The organism is Lysinibacillus sp. FSL W8-0992 (assembly GCF_038008685.1).
Classification (GTDB): Bacteria; Bacillota; Bacilli; order Bacillales_A; family Planococcaceae; genus Lysinibacillus.
Map to the genome: position 1 here is coordinate 1,599,618 of NZ_JBBOZQ010000001.1, position 21,965 is coordinate 1,621,582.

Consider the following 21,965-nt stretch of genomic DNA (forward strand, 5'->3'; position numbering starts at 1 on the left):
AACGATGACAGAACAGAAACGCTACGCAAAGATAGAACGGACAACTAATGAAACACAAATATCAGTAGCCATTGATCTAGATGGTGAAGGCAAAGCGGATATACAAACAGGTGTTGGTTTTATGGACCACATGTTGGATTTATTTATTAAACACGGTCTTTTTAATGGCACAATTCAAGCGAACGGTGATACGCACATTGATGATCACCACACGACAGAAGACCTTGGCATTGTGTTAGGACAAGCAATTCGTGAAGCGCTTGGTGATAAGAAAGGCATTAAACGTTACGGTAACGCCTTTGTCCCAATGGATGACGCACTTGCTCAAGTCGTGGTTGATTGCTCAAATCGTCCGCATTTAGAATATCGCGTGCCCGAGCTAAAAGAAAAGGTAGGCACTTTTGATACAGAATTAGTGCATGAGTTTTTATGGAAATTCGCACTTGAAGCAAGAATGAATGTGCATGTAATTGTGCCATATGGTCATAATACGCACCATATAATTGAAGCTATCTTTAAGGCGTTAGCCCGTGCGATTGATGCGGCAGTTGAGATTGATCCTCGTGTTAAAGGTGTACCTTCAACAAAGGGGCTGTTAACGTGAAAATCGGTGTAATCGACTATGGGATGGGCAATTTATTTAGTGTCGAGGAAGCATTAAAACGTCTGGGCTGTGAGGTCGTTGTAACAGCAGATGAACACGAGCTAGATGAAGTCGATGCACTTTTACTGCCAGGTGTGGGCGCTTTTCCAGATGCTATGAAACGCTTAGCGGAAACAAAATTAGATAACTACCTACAAAAAGTAAAGGCAGAAAATCGACCATTGCTCGGTATTTGTTTAGGGATGCAGTTACTATTTGAGGAAAGTGCAGAAGTGACATTAACGAAGGGCCTTGGGTTCTTCAAAGGGAGTATTCAGCGCTTTAGTGGTGTTCAAGGGGAACAATCATATCGAGTACCTCATATGGGGTGGAATGAATTGATTGTGACAAATCGTCCTGCATGGTTAAAAGATGAAGCAACTGCTGAACATGTTTATTTTGTCCATTCATTTTATGCGACAAATATTGATGCAACAGAGCTTGTGGCTTATGCAGACTATCATGGTATTGAAGTGGCAGGCATCGTTGCAAACGGCTCTATTACAGGTATGCAGTTCCATCCTGAAAAATCGGGTGAGTTAGGCGTGTACTTATTAGAACAATGGTTAAAAGGGGTGGCGGCGTGCTAACAAAACGTATTATTCCATGTCTTGATGTGAAGGATGGGCGTGTTGTCAAAGGTGTACAGTTCGTTTCATTGCGCGATGCAGGAGATCCGGTAGAGCTTGCAAAGTTTTATGATGAGCAAGGGGCAGATGAGCTTGTTTTTTTAGATATATCGGCATCGCATGAAGGTCGTGAAACAATGGTCGATGTGGTGCGCCAAACAGCGGGGACATTAGCTATTCCATTTACCGTTGGCGGTGGTATTCGATCGTTAGAGGATATGAAACGTATTTTACGAGCTGGTGCTGATAAAGTATCCGTTAATACATCTGCGTTAGAACGTCCAGAGCTTATTAAGGAAGGTGCTGACTTCTTCGGTGCTCAATGTATTGTTGTTGCAATCGATGCGCGCTACAGTGAAGAAGACGGTACGTGGATGGTGTATACACACGGAGGCCGCAACAAAACATCATGGCGAGTGATAGAGTGGGCAAAAGAGGCTGTTCGCTTAGGCGCTGGTGAGATTTTATTAACAAGTATGAATCAGGACGGAGAAAAATCTGGCTTTGATTTAGCGTTAACAAAGGCGGTAAGAGATTCCGTGACAGTCCCCGTCATTGCAAGTGGTGGTGCAGGGAATGCCGAACATTTTTACGATGTATTAGCAGATGATGTAGATGCAGATGCAGCACTTGCAGCATCCATTTTTCATTACAAGGAAACGAGCGTAGCGCAAGTAAAACAATACTTACGTGAAAAAGGAGTGGCAGTTCGATGATTAATAACATTAAATTTGACGATAAAGGTCTTGTGACAGCTGTTGTGCAAGATGCCAATACAAAAGAAATATTAACAGTAGCTTATATGAATAAAGAGTCATTAGAAAAAACATTGGAAACAGGCGAAACATGGTTTTACTCACGTTCTCGCGAAGAGCTATGGCATAAAGGAGCTACAAGTGGAAACGTACAAAAGGTAGTATCCATTAAAGCGGATTGTGATGGCGATGCCTTAGTTATAGAAGTACTTCCTGCTGGCCCAGCATGCCACAATGGAACGACTTCTTGCTTTACTAATGTACTTCAAGAAAATGCTAAAGTTGGCTCGGTTGGTATTATCCCTGAACTAGTCAAAGTAATTGAAAAGCGTGAGCAAGAAATGCCTGAGGGAGCATACACTACATATTTATTCGATAAAGGCATCGATAAAATTTGTAAAAAAGTTGGAGAAGAAGCAACAGAGGTTGTCATCGGTGCAAAAAATCGTGATGCAGAAGAGGTAAAATGGGAAGCAGCAGATTTAATTTATCATCTATTAGTTTTACTACAAGAACAAAAAGTAAATGTTTTTGATGTATTGCATGTGTTGGAAAAACGTCACGAGGAGAAATAACAGCATATCGCTTATTGTATGGTATAATATAAGTTACTGTAAAAAGGAACGTATGATGCGTTCCTTATTTCTTGTTTCGGAGGAAATATTTTGGAAAAGAAACGTCAAAAAGAGAAGCAAACGAATGTCGTATCGTTCATTCCAACAGGCGACTATTATTATAAAAAATCAATTCAAGCGATGAATAGCGGACAGATGGATAAAGCCTATAAATATTTACAGCGTGCTGTTGATTTAAGTCCAGATGATCCAATGATCTTATTGCAATTAGCGATTGTAGAATTAGAAGGTCAAGGTTTTGAAGAAGCCTATGATTTACTTCGCCGTGCCTATCAATTAGATCCAAATGAGCCGGAAATTATATTTTATATGGCGGAAGTGTCTGGGTGCGTCGGCATTATTCAAGATGCCAAACGCTTTGCGGAGCAGTACTTAGAAATGGAACCTGAGGGTGCTTATGCAGATGAAGCGGCAGAAATATTGGAGTTTGTAGCTTTTGAACAAGATGATTATGAAGAGCTTGAAGGCAGTGGCGAGGATTTATATCGTCAGGAGCAAGCTCGTCGTTGTATGGAAAAGGGAGATTTTCCAGAAGCAATAAACATTTTAGAACAACTAGTAGAAGATAGACCAGAATTTTGGTCTGCATACAATAATTTAGCTTTAGCTTATTTTTATGTCGGTGAAGCAGAGCAGGCAAAAGCAATTCTAAACACTGTACTGCGTGAAAATAAAGGAAATTTACATGCGTTATGCAATTTAACGGTTATTGCGTATTATGAGAAAAATGATGAGGAATTAAATGCCCTTTTAGAAGTATTGGTGAAAATACAGCCTTATGCTTGGGATCATCGTTATAAACTAGGTGCAACGCTTGCACTTATTGGTCAATATGAAATAGCCTTTAAATGGCTACGAAGCATGCAAAAACGTGGCTATTTAGGTGATCCAGGATTTTACTTTTGGTTATCTCATGCGGCATATTTCTCTGGCTATGATGAAATTTCAAAAGGTGCTTGGGAGCAGTTGCTTGAGCTTGATCCAGAGAAAGAGGGCTTTGAACCTTGGCGTCAGCATGAAAATACATATGAGCTTGACGCATTAGAACATGATCGTGACTTCATTGTATCTAAACTTGAAAGTGAATATATAAGTGATCGTCTATTCGGTTTGTTTTTACTAAAAGGTACAGCGCATAAACAGGAAATCATTGCTCATCCTAAATGGATAGATGTTGAACAATTTGATGCTTTTGAAAAGCTTTTTTTAGCTTATGCACTTGGTCATCAGTTTGATGAAAAAAACAAAGTCGAGGCAAGCTTTTTAAGAGCCGTCCGTGTATCAGAAATATTATTAGAGCAATATGGGAAAATGACAACATTAGTTGCACCGATGTTTCAAATGTGGTTTGTGCTTTGTGAACAAGCACTTAGTGAAAATTATCGCTTTACAAATCCAGCAGCAATTGCAGGTGCAAATGATTTCTTATTCCGCTCATCTCGCATGTTGAAGGTGACGAAAAAGGAAATTGCAGAGCAGTATGGGATATCTGTGTCTACATTATCTAAATATATTGAAGAAATGTTAACGTTTTTACCAACGAGTTAAATTAAGGTTGTGAGCAACATAGTTGAATAACTTAATGCTTTCACATACGATGAACATACTAACGTTATTATAAAAAAGTTTTACAAGTTTAGGAGGAAGTATGTATGTCAGAAGAAAAAATTTATGATGTTGTAATTATCGGAGCAGGACCTGCCGGCATGACTGCGGCTGTTTATACATCACGTGCAAACCTTTCAACGCTAATGATTGAGCGTGGTATTCCTGGCGGACAAATGGCGAATACAGAAGAAGTAGAAAATTATCCAGGGTTTGATACTATTTTAGGGCCTGAGCTATCTACTAAAATGTTCGACCATGCGAAAAAATTTGGCGCTGAGTATGCATACGGTGATGTTTCAGAAATCGTCGATGGAGAAGAATACAAAATCATTAAATCTGGTGCTAAAGAATATAAAACACGATCAATTATCCTTTCTACAGGTGCAGAATATAAAAAAATGGGTGTACCAGGTGAAAAAGAACTTGGTGGACGCGGTGTCAGCTATTGTGCAGTATGTGATGGTGCATTCTTTAAACAAAAAAACCTTGTTGTCGTAGGTGGTGGGGATTCAGCTGTTGAAGAAGGCGTTTATTTAACACGTTTTGCTGATAAAGTAACAATTGTTCACCGTCGTGACAAATTACGTGCTCAAAAAATTCTACAAGATCGTGCATTTGCCAACGAAAAAATTGATTTCATTTGGAATGCAACAGTAAAAGAAATTAACGATGCTAACGGTAAAGTAGGCAGCGTTACATTACAATCAACTGTTGACGGCACAGAATCAGAATTTAATGCTGATGGCGTATTTATCTATATTGGTATGCTTCCATTAACAAAACCTTTTGGAGCATTAGGAATTTTAAATGAAGCTGGTTATATTGTGACTAACGATAATATGGAAACTAAAGTACCAGGTATTTTTGCTGCAGGAGATGTACGTGAAAAATCGCTTCGCCAAATCGTAACTGCGACTGGCGACGGTAGTATTGCAGCACAAGCAGCACAACATTATGTGGAAGAATTATTAGAAAAAATTAACGCATAATTGGCCTAAAAAACAGTTCGTATCGAATGCCAGCGTTCAGCGACAAAAAGCTGGTTGCTAATGGCCGTTATTACCGGAAAAAAATACAATTTTTTAATACGGTTTTAATATTGCTGTAACTTGAATGACATATAAAAGGTGTATTATTTAGAGTGTAATTAGCAATCCCCCTTTTATTTTTTTAGTAGGTTGTTTCCGCCTAATTAGGTGGGAGCAACCTATTTTTGATATTTGTGTCAGTGCCAGTCACTGAAACAATTCTGAATTCTTATGAGTTGTGCCAGTGCCAGTCACTAAAACAATTCTGAATTTAAGTGAATCGCTCCATATAAATTCCTGTAGCAACAGTACAAAAAGTAAGGCGCAACAAACTGTACGAAAGCGACAGTTGTGGCTAACCTTTTGTTGTGCCGAAAGCGAAGTGGAGTTTTATGCAATAATAAGCCTGATGCTTAGGCTTATTATTTTTGAATGTGTCATGTCTAACAACAGAAAACTGTATACTATAAGTATGATTATTCGTGTAAAATAACTGTCATTGGGAGTACGACGAGCCTTTATACAAAAAGAAACAAAAACCCTAAATGATGATTCAATATAATCGATTTTTTGCGCAAGATACCATAGTTGTGAAATGAGGACAAACTCTGATAGGTCTTGCTATAATAAAAAATATAATGCAAAAGAGATTAGAGGTGTGTCTATGCAAAGAATTGCAAACTTAATTGCCGTAAAAGATGGCAAAGTATTATTACTTCAAAAGCCGAGACGGGGCTGGTATGTAGCACCAGGCGGAAAAATGGAGAGCGGTGAGTCGATTTATGAGGCTGCTTTACGTGAGTTTCAGGAAGAAACAAATGTTATACCATTGAACGCGCATCTAAAGGGTGTATATACGATGATTATTAAAGAAGATAACGTTAAGGTGGATGAATGGATGCTCTATACTTTTATGGCGAAAGATATAGAAGGAGTACCATTCGAAGAAACAAGAGAAGGTAAGCTTGCATGGCACCCAGTTGGGGATTTAAAACATTTGCCGATGGCTGAAGGTGATCGAACAAATTTACAATTTGCTGTTTCGCAATCAGGCATTCAGTACGGCACATTCGAATACACGAAAGATTTTGAATTGCTTCATGAGAAAATACAAATATCAATAGAACAATAAAGGAGCTGCATGACAGTGGTGGTTGAAAGTCAACAATGTACACATGAATTGGTCATTATTACAGGAATGTCTGGAGCTGGGAAGACCGTAGCTATTCAAAGCTTTGAGGATTTAGGGTATTACTGTATTGATAATTTACCACCAGCGTTACTCACGACTTTTTTAACTTTACTAAGGGATTCAGGTAAAAATATTACACGTATTGCAGCTGTCATGGATATGCGTGGCGGCAACTTTTTTGATTCGCTTATTGGTGCGCTCGACCAAATATTAAAAGAAGGCGACATCATTGTTCGCATTTTATTTTTAGATGCAGATGATGCAACGCTTGTAAGACGTTATAAGGAAACTAGACGTGCGCATCCATTAGCTGTAACTGGTTTACCACTAGATGGTATTAAACAAGAACGCGTACTTCTATCAGAAGTAAAAGGTCGCGCTAATTTCGTTTATAATACGTCTAACATGAAACCAAAAGAGCTACGCGAGAAAATCGTTAAGGAATTTGCAAGTGATGCAGATCATACTTTTTCAATTAATATTATGTCCTTTGGATATAAACACGGTATGCCAATAGATGCAGACTTAGTATTTGATGTGCGCTTTTTAAAAAATCCTTATTATGTAGAGGAATTGCGCCCTAAAACAGGTTTGCAAACTGAAGTCTCTTCTTATGTATTAGCGTTAGAGGATACACAAATCCTTATTCAAAAACTAACGGATTTGTTTGAATTTATGATACCGCTTTATAAACAAGAGGGGAAATCACAACTTGTCATTGCTTTTGGTTGTACAGGAGGACAGCATCGTTCGGTGACTTTAGCAGAATATTTTGGCGCTTGCTTAGCCAAAAAAGAAAATGCTGTGATATCGCACCGTGACATCAATCGAAGAAAGGATTGAGTGAATGGGGAAAAAGCATACAAGGCTAGTTGTAATAGGTGGTGGTACTGGCCTTTCTACGTTACTACGTGGTTTAAAGCATCACCCGTTTGATATCACTGCAATTGTAACAGTTGCGGATGATGGTGGTTCCTCAGGACGTTTACGTGATGATTACGATATCCCTCCGCCTGGTGATGTTCGTAATGTCATCGCTGCATTATCGGATGTGGAGCCACTCGTTGAGCAAATGTTTCAATATCGTTTTTCGGTATCAGAGGATTTAAATGGTCATTCTCTTGGCAATTTAATGTTAACGGCATTAACCGATATTACTGGAGATTTTAGCCATGCTATTAGCGAAATGGGAAAAGTTTTAAAAGTACATGGTCGAGTAATTCCAGCGGCTAATAAAAAAATTACTTTAAATGCCGAATTAGAAGATGGGGTAGTCATTGAAGGGGAGTCGAAAATTCCAACTGCTGGAAAGCGTATTAACCGCGTTTTTTTAGTGCCTGACAATGTGCAACCGCTACCGGAGGCAATACGAGCCATTAATCGAGCTGACTATATTTTAATAGGACCTGGAAGCTTATATACGAGTATTATTCCTAATTTGCTAGTAAAAGAAATTGGAGAAGCTGTAGTAAGAGCCAAGGGACGAAAAATTTATGTATGTAATTTAATGACCCAAAAAGGTGAAACGATTTCATATACAGCAGGTGACCATGTTGAAGCTATTCACAAGCATGTTGGAAATTCTTTTATTGATGCTATTTTAGTAAATGATGAACAGCTTCCGCACCCCGTTAAAGAGCTGTATAAAGAAGAATGTGCGGAGCCCGTAACATTTGATGTTGGTAAGCTGGAAAGTATGGGATTAGAGGTTATTAAACGTGATATTGCAACTATTCGACCAGATGGGACAGTTCGCCATAATTCTGCAAATGTAGCACAATGGCTTGTGGATTATGCAAAAATCTTACCGAAAAAGTAAGGAAGCCTACAATAGAGTCCTAAAGAATGCTTGTTGTATATGGTAAGATGAACATATACATAGAAATAAAGGTCGAAAGGAGGGCGTAATATGTCATTTGCTTCAGAAACGAAAAAAGAGCTGACGCAAGTAGAAGCGGACGATTATTGTATGAAGGCAGAAGTATCTGCTTTAATTCGTATGAATGGTTCATTATCTTTTGCTAACAAGCAACTTAGTTTAGACGTGCAGACTGAAAATGCTGCAATCGCTAGAAGGCTTTACACAATTATGAAGAAGTTGTACCCCTATAACGTCGAGCTACTTGTACGTAAAAAAATGCGTTTGAAAAAGAACAACGTTTATATATGTCGTGTGCGAGAAGGGGCGCGTGAGTTACTCATTGATTTAGCGATAATTTCGGATGATTTCCAATTCAATCACACGATTTCTAAAGAGCTTATTAAAAAGAGTGGCCATAAAAGAGCTTACTTACGTGGAGCATTTTTAGCAGGTGGCTCGGTAAATAACCCAGAAACGTCTGCCTATCACTTAGAAATTTATTCTTTGTATAAAGAACACGGTGAAGCATTAATGGATTTGATGAATGAATTTGAGTTGAATGCAAAAACAATTGAACGAAAGAAGGGCTTTGTGACATACTTAAAAGAAGCGGAAAAGATTTCCGATTTTTTAAACATTGTCGGAGCTCATCAAGCAATGATGAAATTTGAAGATGTTCGTATATTACGCGATATGCGAAATAGTGTTAATCGTATTGTAAACTGCGAAACAGCAAACTTGAATAAAACGATAGGCGCTGCACTACGCCAGGTAGAAAATATTCGCTTTATCGAAAATTCAGTAGGGCTGGATCAGCTGCCTGAAAAGCTTCGTGAAATTGCACGCTTACGTGTGGAATATCAAGATGTAACGTTAAAAGAACTTGGTGAAATGGTATCAAGTGGAACGGTTAGTAAATCAGGAGTTAACCATCGATTGCGTAAAATAGACGAAATAGCAGATGCATTAAGAAGAGGTGAAAAAATAGGCGGTTAAGCTTTCATACAAAAGACAGAAAGCTAGTGCAATCGCTTATTGTTCTTCTACTGCTAAGTGCGGTAATATAAAACTAATAGATGAACGGTAGTGAAGGAGAGAATTGCGAATGACTGAGAAAACAGTCCAGGTAAAATTAAAATTAGGACTACAAGCTAGACAAGCGGCGTTATTTGTACAGGAAGCAAATCGTTTTAGTGCTGATATTTTTCTTGAAAAAGACGAGAAAAAAGTAAATGCCAAATCCATTATGGGTGTAATGAGCTTAGCTATTGCTAAAGGTACAAAGGTTGTTTTAAGCAGTGAAGGTAGCGATGCAGAGCAAGCGGTTACATCATTAGCTGCTATTATTGAAAAAGAAGACTAAGCAAAGACATGCTTAGCATATTAAAAACAAAAAACCTCTAAGTCCACGTGACTTAGAGGTTTTTGATCTGCCGCCGTTGAATTCCGCTACGGGTGGATGCTTTCCTCGGACACACCGTAAGCCAAAACCCTCGTTAGCACGCGAATTGTTGCGTCTTACATTGCGTGTATTCCCAAAGCAGTCTAAGTAAATTTTCCCTTGGCAAGCTATTGGCTAGCATGGAAATTGTTTGAGAATTGTTTGCGTGCCTGGCACCTATAAAAAAACCGCTAAGTCGCATGGACTTAACGGTTTTTTCTAATTAGCGTTCGTTACGTACAAAAATATGGTCGATTAAGCCGTATTCTTTTGCGCGCTCAGCTGTCATGAAGTTATCACGGTCAGTATCTCTTGAAATGACTTCTAGTGGCTGTCCAGTACGCTCAGATAAAATACCATTTAATTTTTCACGAAGGAATAAAATACGTTTTGCAGCAATTTCAATTTCAGTCGCTTGACCTTGTGCACCACCAAGTGGTTGGTGAATCATTACTTCTGCATTTGGTAATGCATAGCGCTTACCAGGTTCACCAGCAGCAAGTAGGAAAGCACCCATTGATGCAGCCATACCAATACAAATTGTTTGTACTTTTGGCTTGATGAATTGCATTGTATCGTAGATTGCCATACCAGCTGTAATAGAACCACCTGGTGAGTTAATGTAAAGAGAAATGTCTTTATCCGGATCTTCTGCTTCTAAAAATAGAAGCTGCGCAACGATTGAGTTTGCAACGTTGTCATCAATTGCACTTCCTAATAGGATAATACGGTCTTTTAGTAGTCGTGAATAAATGTCATAAGCACGTTCACCACGACTTGTTTGTTCAATAACTGTAGGAATTAAATTCATGTTAAATCCTCCTTAAAAAGCTAAATTCGAATACTTTTACTGAAATCATCCATTATATTTCAGTTGTAACCTTATCATACACATTATAGTCAGGGAAGGTCAAATATTAACGCTGATATTAAGAAATTAAATCCATAATAAAAATTAATATTTATAGTTGAATTATGGGCAATACGTTTGTATAATAGAAAGGTCGTAAGTTAAAGTACAGTACACTATTTTGTAGGTATGCTTCTACAATGAGGATTATCTACATGATGCTTTACCGTAAAGCCTAAGAGTGAGTACTTTTTTTTTATGTTCAATTGCCCTCGTGGTGTAATGGATAACACGTAAGATTCCGGTTCTTGCACTGGGGGTTCGATTCCCTCCGAGGGCGCCATTTACTGATTTATTGATTTACTTTTATAGCTCGATTCTCCTAATAAGTAGCTTAGCAGCCTTCTTAGTGGAGAAAGAGAGGAATATGGTGGAAATCTGTCCCTTAGGCACTATTCCCATATTTATTCCTTTCTAAACCATCAAAAGCAAGAACTCCAAAAAGTTTTTTAGTGAACATACTGATCGTGAGGCTAGCATGCTAGCCCAAAAGAAGAATCCTATCTGAGGGGATTCTTTTTTTGTGGGCAAAAATATCTAAAATTAGCATAAAAATCATCTTAGAATTGCATAAGTATACATTTTAAGACATAGATATTGTTTTTATTACATAATTTCTCTTCGTTCTGTATAGTAAAATTCATTATTATGAAAAAATAATCACTTTTATGCGAAATCGTATTGTATATCAACTCTATTGACACTATAATTGACCTAATAGTCTAACATTTCCGAATTGATAAAAATGAATTAGTCGGAAAATATTAATTGTTTAGGGGGAAAAATTATGAAAAAACGTTTTTGGACGTTATTGATGATTGTAGCAGCATTTACGCTTGTGCTAGTTGGCTGTGGTGCAAAAGATGATGCATCATCTGGCGACGCAGGTTCTGGTGGCGGCGGCAAGGATAAAGTTTATAAGGTAGGTACAGAGGCTACTTTTGCACCATTTGAATCGATTGACGATAAAGGGAATATTGTAGGATTAGATGTCGATATTTTGCAAGCGATTGCAGACGAAATGGGCATTAAAGTGGAATGGGAAAACATTGGTTGGGAGCCTGTATTCCAAACAATTAAAAATGGTGAAACAGACATCGGTGCATCGGGTATTACTATTAATGAAGAACGTAAGGCTTCATTTGATTTTACAGAGCCATATTATGAATCTCAATTATTAATCGTAGTTAAAGAGGATTCGGATATTACTTCATTAGCAGATTTAAAAGATAAAAAGATTTCAGTACAAATAAATGCAACTGGTCATATGGCTGCAAAAAAATTACAAGGTGATGCAAGCACAAACATTATGGCATTCGAAAGCCAACCTGTTGCTATTCAAGAAATGTTAAACGGTAACGTTGATGCAACAATTGGCGATAATGCAGTTATTTATGAATATATTAAAGCTAACCCAAAAGCAAAACTTAAAGTAATTGAAGATGATGCATTTGAAAAAGAATACTACGGCTTTATGGTGAAAAAAGGCAATACGGAATTATTAAACCTATTAAATGAAGGTCTACAAAAAATTAAAGACAATGGTAAATTAAAAGAAATTACTGGTAAGGACTTTAAGTAATGGATGATGCCGTTAGCCTAATCATGCTAGCGGCACATTTGATTTATTAGCGTATTTAGTAGAGAAATTGATAGGGAAAGTAGGGGTTCTAATGGACATCTTTGATTTACGCTGGGACATAGTTTGGAACTACCGTGATATGTTTATCCGTGGTATTGGTATAACAATCATCTTAACGCTCAGTGGTTATTTTGGTGGTATTATTTTAGGCTTACTGTTAGGTTTAGGGAAAGTATCTAAAAATAAGTTTATTTACTGGCCATGTAAACTATATGTAGATTTATTCCGTGGAACACCAATGCTAGTGCAAATTTTATTAATTCATTTAGCGGTTATCCCAACGATTTTTGGCCATTCATTAGGATATATGGTGTCAGGTATTACCGCACTAGTATTAAACTGTGCAGCCTATAATGCAGAAATATTCCGTGCGGGTATTCAAAGCATTGATAAAGGACAAATGGAAGCAGCGCGTTCGCTTGGCCTAACACACAATCAAGCGATGAAAAAAGTTATTTTACCACAGGCTTTTAGACGTATGATTCCACCGCTTGGTAATGAATTTATTGCATTATTAAAAGACTCTTCTTTAGTAACGGTTATTGCAGCGCCAGATATTTTATATGCAAGTAAAGTTGTGGCAGGTGCGAGCTTCCGTTTCTGGGAACCGTATATTGTAGCTGCATTACTATACTTGGTTTTAACATATGGTGTAACAAAAGTAGTAGCATTTATTGAAAAACGATTCAGCAATAGCTATGTCCCTCGTAAAGCGGAAGGGAGAGAAGCAAGATGATTAGAATTGAAAACTTACACAAATACTTTGGAAAATTAGAAGTGCTAAAGGGCATCGATTATGAAATACATGAAAAGCAAGTTGTCTGTGTAATTGGACCATCAGGATCAGGGAAAAGTACTTTTTTACGTTGCATTAATATGCTAGAAGAAGTGACGGATGGAGCAATTTATATAGAGAATGTGAAGGTAAATGGACCAAAAACGAATATAAATGCTATACGAGCAGAGGTCGGTATGGTATTCCAACAATTTAATTTGTTCCCTCACATGAATGTAATTGATAATGTAACAATGGCTCCAATGCAAATTCGAAAAATGAATCGTGCGGATGCAGAGAAACTTGGCCATGAGCTACTGCAAAAAGTCGGTCTAGATAGTAAGGCTTACAACTATCCTGAGCAGCTTTCAGGTGGACAACAACAACGCGTAGCGATTGCAAGAGCATTAGCGATGAAACCTAAAGCTATTTTATTTGATGAACCAACTTCAGCACTTGATCCAGAAATGGTGAAAGAAGTATTAGATGTTATGAAAAATCTAGCATCTGAAGGTATGACAATGATTGTAGTGACACATGAAATGGGCTTTGCACGAGAAGTAGGAGATCGTGTTGTGTTTATGGATGGTGGCTATATTGTAGAAGAAGGGACACCAGAAGACATCTTTGGCAACCCGAAAAATGAGCGTACAAAGGCCTTTTTAGGAAAAGTTCTATAATGAAAATGGAAAAACCATTCAAAGCGAAAGCGATGAATGGTTTTTTGCATTTAATGGAGGGGATTTGTAGTTGTCGCATAGGCATCAAGCATTGCACGCATATCTTGTTGCGTGTATTGTGGCACTTGATAATAGCCATGCTTATTTTGGTAAATAGATACTTCGTATGCCATCTCGATACAGTTGGGAATACTATCAGCAACAACACGGCGAACAACTGGATTTGTTGTTTCTGTCGCTGCTGCAGTCATACATTTAGCTGAACCTTTATGTGCACCAAGTAAGAAGCCAGATATAACTTCATCATTTATCTCACTTGCATTTTGCATTGGCTTTTTCGGCTGAGAGGGCTTAATGCCATATTGGAAGTTGTTCCCTGTCTGCATTTCATAGCGACCAGTTGGAACGGAAGGATCATGCCCTGTTTTAAATGATTCCACAATCGTATTGTACATACCGAGTGTGAAATTATATTGATTATCCAAAATGCTAAGTAGTTCTGGATCTTTTACTTGCGGACGTAAAATTATGGATAGGTTTAGTCCAGCGATTATTTCGCCAATTGTTTCATGCATGTCCATAACTTCGTGGCCACCATGATTTAGGCTTTGTTGTTGGTTAGGTGTTGTTGCATCATTTGATTCATTATAAAAAGATTGTGACAAAAAAAACGCCTCCTGAATTGTATAGTTTGTTGCAGTTTTTAGTATGTCTTGTTAGTCCTGTTTCATACGATATAAATCCGTTTGCATATATTTAGCATAGTGATGTTTTTTTGTAACACATTAGAGGTATAAGAAAAGAAAGTTAAGGGAGGATATAAAATTGAAAAAAGTACTTGGACCTGTGGGAATAATTATCATTGTTTTAGCTGTATTAGCTTTACTATTTATTCCAAAATATAATGGCCTTGTGACGGCGGAAGAAAATGTGGATTCGAAGTGGGCTCAAGTCGAAAATCAACTACAACGCCGCTATGATTTAATTCCGAATTTAGTGGAATCTGTAAAAGGATATGCTAATCATGAGCAAGAAGTCATTGCCAGCATTACAGAGGCTCGTGCACAGATGGGGAACGCACAAACACCAGAGGAACAAGCGAGTGCCAATGATGCATTAAACGGTGCACTTAGTCGATTGCTTGTAGTCGTAGAAAATTATCCGAATTTAAAAGCCGATGCAAATTTCCGTCAATTAATGGATGAACTTGCGGGGACTGAAAATCGATTAGCAGTAGCACGTGAAGATTATAATAATGAAGTACAAGGCTTTAATAAAAAAGTAAAACGCTTCCCAGGTAATATTATCGCAGGTATGTTTGGCTTCGAACAAAAGGAATACTTTAAGGCAGCAGCCGGAGCTGAAAAAGCACCTGCAGTTGATTTTAGTGATTCAGGTAAACAATAATGAAACGTTTGACAGTAACGTTTTTAGTTGCTTGTTTAATGTGGCTTGTAACAGCTAATAGTGCGCTAGCACAGTTGCCTACACCAATGAAAAATACGTACATTCATGATTTTGCGAATGTGCTTTCAACTTCTGTAAAGGAAGAACTCAATCATTATTCAGAGCAATTAGACAAAGGTACAGGTGCAGAAATAATGATTGTAACGGTGGATAGCATTCAAGGGCAAGAGGCTAAAATGTATGCAACGAAATTAATTCGTGCATGGGGCATTGGAGATGCAAAGAAAAACAATGGTGTCCTATTATTGGCTACATTTGGGCAAGGACAAGGAAATAATGATGTAGTTATTGCTGTTGGCCAAGGTCTAGAAGGTGCGTTACCGGATGGGAAATTAGGACGTATTTTAGACGATGCTTTTTATCCATACGCGAGTAACGGTGAAGTCGATCAAGCATTTCAAGCAACATATGCCGAATTATTTCAAACTGTAGCAAAAGAATATAATTGGGACGGTGAGATGCCAGCACAAGCAGTGGAGGATGAATCGATGCCCAATTGGCTATTTGTATTACTCGTTATAATAGTTCTTGTTTTCATTATCTTCTCAAATGGCGGAGGCGGACCACGTTCAAGGGGACGGGGAGGTTATCCAGGAGGTTTTGGTGGAGGCTTTGGAGGCGGTTTTGGCAGAGGTGGCGGAGGCGGAGGCTTTGGAGGCTTCGGCGGTGGATCATCTGCCGGCGGCGGCGCCAGCCGAAAGTTTTAATCGAGTGGGAATGATTGAACGCAATTGTGTGAGTGCCAATTGTGTGAGTGCCAGGCACCCAAACAATTCTGAAAACTTAACTAAGAAAAAATCCACGAAGACTCCTGCGGGAACAGCACGCAAAGTAAGCCACAACAGACGGCGAGACAGCGACGGTTGTGGCTTACAACGTGCCCGCGGAAAGCGAAGTGGATTTTTCCGTTTTAGAAGGACTAAATTGTTTAAGTGTCAGGCACCGAAACAATTTATTAAAGGACTCTCCTTAATTGGAGGGTCCTTTTCATTTGGGTAAAAAGGATAAATAAATAAGTATTATCAATTATTGACAAATTAACTAATTTTGTTATAATTTCATTGTATCGACAAACGATATAACGAACACTGATATAAGGAGGAATTACTTTGAAAAAAAGATTTTTATCAGCATCTTTAGCGGTCATTTTAACAGCATCTGTTGTTTATCCTGTTTCAGTACAGGAAGTACGAGCTGCTAATGAAACTAGCAATACTACTATTGCACAAGAGGAGCGCCTAACAGCAAAAGAATTTCTTGATTTAGCTGTAACATCTTTAACATTCCAACATGGCTCAGAATCAATGCGTCAAGAAGTAATTAATAAGTGGGTTAAAGACGGAGAATTAGAAAACCTAAGTAGTTCGATTAAACGTAATGAAGCTGCACGAATTTTAGTAAGAGCTCTTGATAAAGAAGAAAAAGAAGTAACACTAGCAGACTATCTGGAAAAAGCAAATAAGCTAGGCTTATTTAATAGTATTTCAGAAAATAGTGAAACAATTTCAAAACAAGACGCTACTAAAATATTTACTACATTTAAGAGTTTAAAAAACGGTGCAAGTAACGAAGGTGTTAAAGAAATTTCTGTAGAGGATTTTATGAAAAATCCAGGAAACTTCGGCTATCAGCTTTCACCAGATGGTAATTACATTACGTTTGCTTCAGCATGGGAAAACCGTTCAAATGTGTTCGTGAAAAAAATGAATGATGATAGTGAACCTGTTCGTGTATCTAATTCAAAAGATCGTGATATTTCTGGATTCTTCTGGAAAGATGATACATTGCTTTATGCCAAAGATAAAGGTGGAGATGAAAACTTCCACATTTATTCTTCTACATTTAATGGAAAAGAAGAAAAAGATTTAACGCCTTATCCAGGTGTAACAGTAGGGGTATTAAGTGGATTACAAGGTGTTAAAGATGAGATTTTAATTATGATGAATAAAGAAGATGCAACGGTATTCGATGTGTACAAGCTAAATGTAAAGACAGGCGAGACAAAACATGTTGCAAAAAATCCTGGTAACATCGCAGATTGGTTAGCTGACCGAGATGGTAATATTCGTATAGCAGTTGTTTCAGATGGTGTAGAAGGTATGATTCTATATCGTGATACAGAAAAAGACGAATTCAAGCCATTTATTGAAATGGCAGCGGGCGATGAAGTAACGCCACTTGCGTTCTCTAAAGATAATAAGCATATTTACGCAACTTCTAATAAAGGCAGAGATAAAGTTGAAGTAGTGAAATATGATCTTGAAGGTAACGAAGAAGTCATTATGTCTAATGAAGAAGTAGACGTAGCGGGTGTATTATATAGTAGTGAGCAAGATAAAATTTTATACGGTGCATATGTAACAGATAAAGCACATTACCAATTCTTCGATGAGAAATTTGAACAGTTATTCCGCAAAATTCAAAATAAGCTAGGTGTTGAAGAAAGCGAACTAGGCATCAACGACTACAATAAAGAAATGACAAAATTCATCGTCAGCGTGTCTAGTGACACTGTGTACGGCAAATATTATTACTATGATTCAACTACAGATGAAATGACAGAACTAGCAACATTAAGCCCTTGGTTAAAATCAGAAGAGCTTGCAGAAATGCATCCAGTTTCTTATAAGAGCCGTGATGGTCTGACAATTAACGGTTATTTAACATTACCGAAAAACAAAGAGGCTAAAGACTTACCGCTTATCGTGAATCCACATGGTGGTCCATGGGCTCGTGATATGTGGGGCTTTAACCCAGAAGTACAGCTACTTGCAAACCGAGGATATGCTGTGTTACAAGTGAATTTCCGTTCATCTACGGGTTACGGAAAAGAATTTTTACAAGCTGGTAATAAGCAATGGGGTCTGAAAATTCAAGATGATATTACAGATGGCGTTCAATGGGCAATTGATCAAGGTATTGCTGACCCTGACCGCATTGGTATTTATGGTGCATCATTTGGAGGTTACGCAACTTTAGCTGGTATTGCGTTTACACCTGATTTATATGCAGCAGCAGTTGACTATGTTGGCGTATCGAATATTTTCACATTGCTAGATACAGTCCCTCCATATTGGGAAACTATGCGTAACATGTTCTATGAGCGTGTAGGGCATCCAGAGACAGACAAAGAACTGTTAACAGCAGTTTCACCAGTCTTCCATGTTGATAAAATTAAAACACCATTATTTGTTGCGCAAGGTGCAAATGATCCGCGTGTAAATCAGGCAGAATCTGATCAAATCGTTGAAGCATTACGTGCAAGAGGTGTGGATGTCGAGTATATGCTGAAAGAAAATGAAGGACATGGCTTCCAAAACGAAGAAAACCGCATTGAATTCTATAATGCAATGGTTAAATTCTTTGATAGTCATTTAAAAAAATAACGATAATGAGGCTGTGCAGAAATTTTACTTGCACAGTCTTTTTTCATTTAAATATCTATAAGCCATCGATTTCCGCGGGCCCAGGTATGCCAGGCACTCAAATTGTTTGAGTGCCTGGCACTTAATGAGCAGCTCCTAAATAGTAGAAATCCACTTCGCTTTCCGCTCAGCGCTCTAAGCCACAACCCTCACGAGCGCGCGGTTTGTTGTGTTTTACTTTACTTGGTAAACTTTAATAGGAGTGGCATGAGAATTCAGAATTGTTTGAGTGCCTGGCACCTAAATAGGAAGGGGTTGTGTGTAAATGAACGTGACTTTTTTTAGTCGTTCGCATTGTGAGCTTTGTGTAGAAGGATTACGTACATTAAAGCTTGTTCAAGAAGAACTAGGCTTCTCAATCGACGTCATCGATATAGAAAAAGACGATGCAGTACACGAAAAATATATGTTGATGATACCAGTAGTAGAAAAGGATGGAGAAGTCATACAGTATGGCAATCTAGACTATGCAACATTGATGGAGCATTTGTGCAGTGAATAACCGATGTATCTAATCTATAAAATTAAAAAAATATAACACTTAAAAAATTCGTTATTCACCTCGTGAAGCGCGGATTTTCTTGTTTTCTTCTATTATATAATTAAACCTGTAATTCACGTTATTCACAAATTGTTCAATGAAAGCGTTATGAATATGAACAGTTTGTGAAGAACTTCACACAAAGCTTTATTTTTGAAAAAATTGGAGTAGAATAGGAATCAAGTAAGAGGTTGTTATAAAACAGTTAATCAAAAGTATCACATTATTACGTGGTTGTTATATTACAAAAATAAACTTAAAGGGAGATTTGACTATGTGGGTTATTACAGTATTTGAACAAAAGGACGTTCGTATTTTTGAATACACAAACAAAACGGAAGCAACAAAAGCTTTAGCAGGTTTCAAGAAAAACGCCGTATTATCTTTCACTAAATAAAAACATGCAGTCCCGCAGCCAAATAAATTGGTTGCGGGATTTTTTTATTTTTATAAATAACGCTTTTTTACAAACCTTATGTTGATAGCGTATAAAGTGTGTAAAAGCAACCCATACCATTATTTACTTGCTCTTTTTCTTAAAGCATATTATAATAAAATTACAAGTGGGACACAATTTAGTATAGTGGGTTGATATTTGTCCCATTAAAGTGAGAGGGAGTAGATATAGATGTTAACTGTACCTGAGGCACAGCAAAGACTACTTCCAGAAATGAATCCACTTCTACAATCGAGATACCGTATTTTGCAATCGGTTCAGTTAATGCAACCAATTGGGAGACGAACACTAGCGGAGTCACTTAAGATGACAGAACGTGAAATCCGTAAAGAAACAGATATTTTACGTGATCAAGGGTTATTAGATTCCCAAAAGTCGGGTATGGTATGTACGAGTGATGGTGAATTAGTTATTGAACAGCTTAGAGCATTAGTTTACGAATGGTCTGGTCTAACGCAGCTTGGCAAGACGCTCGAAAACCATTTAGGGCTACAGCATGTGCTAGTTGTTCCAGGTGATTATAACGATGATGAAACCGTATTAACACTACTTGGAAAAGAAGCGGCACAGCAATTTCTTTCGACTATTGCTAATGAGCAAGTAGTAGCTGTTACTGGAGGAAAGTCAGTGGCTTCGCTAGCGCAGTTTTTACAACCAGTTGACGGTCAGCACAATGTAACATTTGTTGCAGCTCGTGGTGGTATCGGACATGAAATGCAAATGCAGGCTAATACACTCGTTGCAACATTTGCTATGCAGATGGAAGCACAGTACCGTACATTGTTTTTACCCGAGCATTTAAGTGAACAGGCATATCAGGCAATGTTAATGGAGCCAATGGTTACAGAAATAATGGCTTACTATGACCGCGCTGATTGCGTTATTCATGGTATTGGCTCTGCTGAAGAAATGGCGATTCGTCGTAATTCATCGGTCGAAGATTTACGTATTCTAGAGGAAAAGGGTGCTGTTAGTGAAGCATTCGGCTATTATTTCAATGCCGAAGGAGAAATTGTACATCGTATTCGTACAATTGGAATTCAACTTGAACAAGTTGAAAAATGTAAGCATATTATTGCGGTTGCAGCAGGAAAACAAAAGGTGAATGCAATGCTATCTTACTTTAAGGTAGCGCCGAAGCAGACGATTTTTATAACAGATGAAGCTGCTGCGAAAGCAATCGCTGAACGTTTACTGTAAAAAATAAATCAATAAAACATTATTGGAGGAATTGACAATGGCATTAAAGTTAGCAATTAATGGATTTGGTCGTATTGGACGTTTAGTATTTCGTGAAGCAATGAAACATGATGAGTTTGAAGTAGTTGCAGTGAATGACTTAACAGATGCTGGTCAACTTGCACACTTATTAAAATACGATTCTGTACACGGTATTTATGATGCTGAAGTCAATGCAGATGAAGATTCTTTCGTAGTGAATGGAAAAACGGTTAAAGTATACGCTGAAAAAGACCCAGCACAATTACCTTGGGGTGAGCTTGGTGTAGACGTTGTACTTGAATGTACAGGTCGCTTCCGCTCAATGGAAGAGGTAGGTAAGCATATTGAAGCAGGTGCTAAAAAAGCGATTTTATCTGCACCAGCTAAAGGCGATATGCCAACATTCGTAATGGGTGTTAACCATGAAGATTACAATCCAAAAACAGATGATGTCATTTCAAATGCATCTTGTACAACAAACTGCTTAGCGCCAGTAGCTAAAATTTTAGATGAGAAATTTGGCATTGAACGCGGTATGATGACAACAATTCACTCATATACAAACGATCAACGTATCCTTGACTTCCCGCACTCTGATCCACGTCGTGCACGTGCAGGGGCAGTGTCAATGATTCCAACAACAACAGGAGCAGCAGTAGCCGTTTCTAAAGTATTACCTCAATTAAAAGGTAAGCTTGATGGATTCTCTATGCGTGTTCCTACACCGAACGTATCATGTGTGGATTTAGTTGTAGAACTTAAAGCAGATGTAACAAAAGATTCGATTAATGCGGCTTTAAAAGAGGCTTCAGAAAATGAGCTAAAAGGTATTTTAGGCTACAATGAACTACCATTAGTATCAATTGATTATAATGGCAACCATAACTCTTCAACTGTTGATGGCCTTTCAACAATGGTTTTAGAAAATAGCATGGTGAAAGTTCTTGCTTGGTACGATAATGAAATTGGTTACTCTACTCGTTTAATGGACCTTGCATTATATATCGCACAACAAGGATTAAATCATAAATAAGTGTCATAATTCGCAATTTGAA

At 38.0% G+C, this 21,965-nt stretch carries 23 protein-coding genes and 1 tRNA gene; 22 read left to right on the forward strand and 2 right to left on the reverse strand.

What is annotated here, in order from left to right:
* The first annotated feature begins 4 nt into the window (after positions 1 to 4).
* The 11 genes from hisB (at position 5) to NSQ74_RS07805 (ending at position 9,714) form a co-directional block, all read left to right on the forward strand.
* On the forward strand, positions 5 to 604 hold the full coding sequence (gene hisB, locus NSQ74_RS07755) for an imidazoleglycerol-phosphate dehydratase HisB (RefSeq protein ID WP_340822505.1): 600 nt from the start codon (positions 5 to 7) through the stop codon (positions 602 to 604).
* Complete coding sequence (gene hisH, locus NSQ74_RS07760; RefSeq protein ID WP_340822507.1) at positions 601 to 1,233, forward strand: imidazole glycerol phosphate synthase subunit HisH; 633 nt, start codon at positions 601 to 603, stop codon at positions 1,231 to 1,233. Before hisB ends, hisH begins: the two co-directional genes overlap by 4 nt.
* Complete coding sequence (hisF, locus tag NSQ74_RS07765) at positions 1,227 to 1,988, forward strand: imidazole glycerol phosphate synthase subunit HisF (RefSeq protein WP_340822509.1); 762 nt, start codon at positions 1,227 to 1,229, stop codon at positions 1,986 to 1,988. The genes hisH and hisF overlap by 7 nt, the downstream gene beginning before the upstream one ends.
* Positions 1,985 to 2,602 (forward strand): bifunctional phosphoribosyl-AMP cyclohydrolase/phosphoribosyl-ATP diphosphatase HisIE, encoded by a 618-nt coding sequence (gene hisIE, locus NSQ74_RS07770; RefSeq protein ID WP_340822510.1) that lies wholly within the window; start codon positions 1,985 to 1,987, stop codon positions 2,600 to 2,602. Before hisF ends, hisIE begins: the two co-directional genes overlap by 4 nt.
* 90 nt (positions 2,603 to 2,692) lie before the next feature.
* Positions 2,693 to 4,210 carry a tetratricopeptide repeat protein gene (locus tag NSQ74_RS07775; protein WP_340822512.1) on the forward strand — a complete coding sequence of 506 codons (1,518 nt, stop codon included), beginning with the start codon at positions 2,693 to 2,695 and terminating at the stop codon, positions 4,208 to 4,210.
* A gap of 104 nt (positions 4,211 to 4,314) precedes the next feature.
* A complete protein-coding gene (gene trxB / locus NSQ74_RS07780; protein ID WP_340822513.1) occupies positions 4,315 to 5,259 on the forward strand; it encodes a thioredoxin-disulfide reductase in 945 nt (314 codons plus the stop codon).
* Positions 5,260 to 5,962: 703 nt separating this feature from the next.
* Positions 5,963 to 6,430, forward strand: a complete 468-nt coding sequence (locus tag NSQ74_RS07785) for an 8-oxo-dGTP diphosphatase (RefSeq protein WP_340822515.1) — start codon at positions 5,963 to 5,965, stop codon at positions 6,428 to 6,430.
* Between the two features lie 9 nt (positions 6,431 to 6,439).
* Positions 6,440 to 7,333, forward strand: a complete 894-nt coding sequence (gene rapZ / locus NSQ74_RS07790; protein ID WP_340822516.1) for an RNase adapter RapZ — start codon at positions 6,440 to 6,442, stop codon at positions 7,331 to 7,333.
* Positions 7,334 to 7,337: 4 nt separating this feature from the next.
* A complete protein-coding gene (locus NSQ74_RS07795; RefSeq protein WP_340822518.1) occupies positions 7,338 to 8,309 on the forward strand; it encodes a gluconeogenesis factor YvcK family protein in 972 nt (323 codons plus the stop codon).
* Positions 8,310 to 8,399: 90 nt separating this feature from the next.
* A complete protein-coding gene (gene whiA, locus NSQ74_RS07800) occupies positions 8,400 to 9,347 on the forward strand; it encodes a DNA-binding protein WhiA (RefSeq protein ID WP_173479448.1) in 948 nt (315 codons plus the stop codon).
* A gap of 109 nt (positions 9,348 to 9,456) precedes the next feature.
* The gene (locus NSQ74_RS07805) at positions 9,457 to 9,714 is read left to right on the forward strand and encodes an HPr family phosphocarrier protein (protein ID WP_340822520.1); all 258 of its coding nucleotides are present in this window, start codon (positions 9,457 to 9,459) and stop codon (positions 9,712 to 9,714) included.
* Between the two features lie 301 nt (positions 9,715 to 10,015).
* On the opposite strand, the gene clpP is transcribed toward NSQ74_RS07805, so the two are convergent.
* Complete coding sequence (clpP, locus tag NSQ74_RS07810) at positions 10,016 to 10,603, reverse strand: ATP-dependent Clp endopeptidase proteolytic subunit ClpP (RefSeq protein ID WP_024363901.1); 588 nt, start codon at positions 10,601 to 10,603, stop codon at positions 10,016 to 10,018.
* A gap of 307 nt (positions 10,604 to 10,910) precedes the next feature.
* Between clpP and NSQ74_RS07815 the strand changes: the two genes are divergently transcribed.
* The 4 genes from NSQ74_RS07815 (at position 10,911) to NSQ74_RS07830 (ending at position 13,799) form a co-directional block, all read left to right on the forward strand.
* Positions 10,911 to 10,985, forward strand: a tRNA-Arg gene (locus NSQ74_RS07815).
* Between the two features lie 504 nt (positions 10,986 to 11,489).
* Positions 11,490 to 12,284, forward strand: coding sequence for a basic amino acid ABC transporter substrate-binding protein (locus NSQ74_RS07820; protein WP_340822523.1), 795 nt, complete (start codon positions 11,490 to 11,492; stop codon positions 12,282 to 12,284).
* Positions 12,285 to 12,375: 91 nt separating this feature from the next.
* On the forward strand, positions 12,376 to 13,080 hold the full coding sequence (locus tag NSQ74_RS07825; RefSeq protein WP_340822524.1) for an amino acid ABC transporter permease: 705 nt from the start codon (positions 12,376 to 12,378) through the stop codon (positions 13,078 to 13,080).
* The gene (locus NSQ74_RS07830) at positions 13,077 to 13,799 is read left to right on the forward strand and encodes an amino acid ABC transporter ATP-binding protein (protein ID WP_340822525.1); all 723 of its coding nucleotides are present in this window, start codon (positions 13,077 to 13,079) and stop codon (positions 13,797 to 13,799) included. Before NSQ74_RS07825 ends, NSQ74_RS07830 begins: the two co-directional genes overlap by 4 nt.
* A gap of 50 nt (positions 13,800 to 13,849) precedes the next feature.
* Here the strand turns inward: NSQ74_RS07830 and NSQ74_RS07835 are convergent, their stop codons facing one another.
* Positions 13,850 to 14,464 carry a spore coat protein gene (locus NSQ74_RS07835; protein WP_340822526.1) on the reverse strand — a complete coding sequence of 205 codons (615 nt, stop codon included), beginning with the start codon at positions 14,462 to 14,464 and terminating at the stop codon, positions 13,850 to 13,852.
* 160 nt (positions 14,465 to 14,624) lie between these two features.
* On the opposite strand from NSQ74_RS07835, the gene NSQ74_RS07840 reads away from it, so the two are divergent.
* The 7 genes from NSQ74_RS07840 (at position 14,625) to gap (ending at position 21,943) form a co-directional block, all read left to right on the forward strand.
* A complete protein-coding gene (locus tag NSQ74_RS07840; RefSeq protein WP_340822527.1) occupies positions 14,625 to 15,206 on the forward strand; it encodes a LemA family protein in 582 nt (193 codons plus the stop codon).
* On the forward strand, positions 15,206 to 15,973 hold the full coding sequence (locus NSQ74_RS07845) for a TPM domain-containing protein (RefSeq protein ID WP_340822528.1): 768 nt from the start codon (positions 15,206 to 15,208) through the stop codon (positions 15,971 to 15,973). Before NSQ74_RS07840 ends, NSQ74_RS07845 begins: the two co-directional genes overlap by 1 nt.
* A 402-nt stretch (positions 15,974 to 16,375) precedes the next feature.
* Entirely contained in the window at positions 16,376 to 18,652 is a 2,277-nt protein-coding gene (locus NSQ74_RS07850) for a S9 family peptidase (RefSeq protein WP_340822529.1), read from the forward strand.
* A gap of 304 nt (positions 18,653 to 18,956) precedes the next feature.
* Positions 18,957 to 19,193, forward strand: coding sequence for a glutaredoxin family protein (locus NSQ74_RS07855; RefSeq protein WP_340822530.1), 237 nt, complete (start codon positions 18,957 to 18,959; stop codon positions 19,191 to 19,193).
* Positions 19,194 to 19,506: 313 nt separating this feature from the next.
* Entirely contained in the window at positions 19,507 to 19,629 is a 123-nt protein-coding gene (locus tag NSQ74_RS07860; protein WP_255313811.1) for a hypothetical protein, read from the forward strand.
* A gap of 231 nt (positions 19,630 to 19,860) precedes the next feature.
* Positions 19,861 to 20,889: a sugar-binding transcriptional regulator gene (locus NSQ74_RS07865; protein ID WP_340822533.1), complete on the forward strand. Its 1,029-nt coding sequence runs from the start codon at positions 19,861 to 19,863 to the stop codon at positions 20,887 to 20,889.
* 37 nt (positions 20,890 to 20,926) lie between these two features.
* Positions 20,927 to 21,943, forward strand: a complete 1,017-nt coding sequence (gene gap / locus NSQ74_RS07870; protein WP_340822535.1) for a type I glyceraldehyde-3-phosphate dehydrogenase — start codon at positions 20,927 to 20,929, stop codon at positions 21,941 to 21,943.
* Positions 21,944 to 21,965 lie beyond the last annotated feature (22 nt).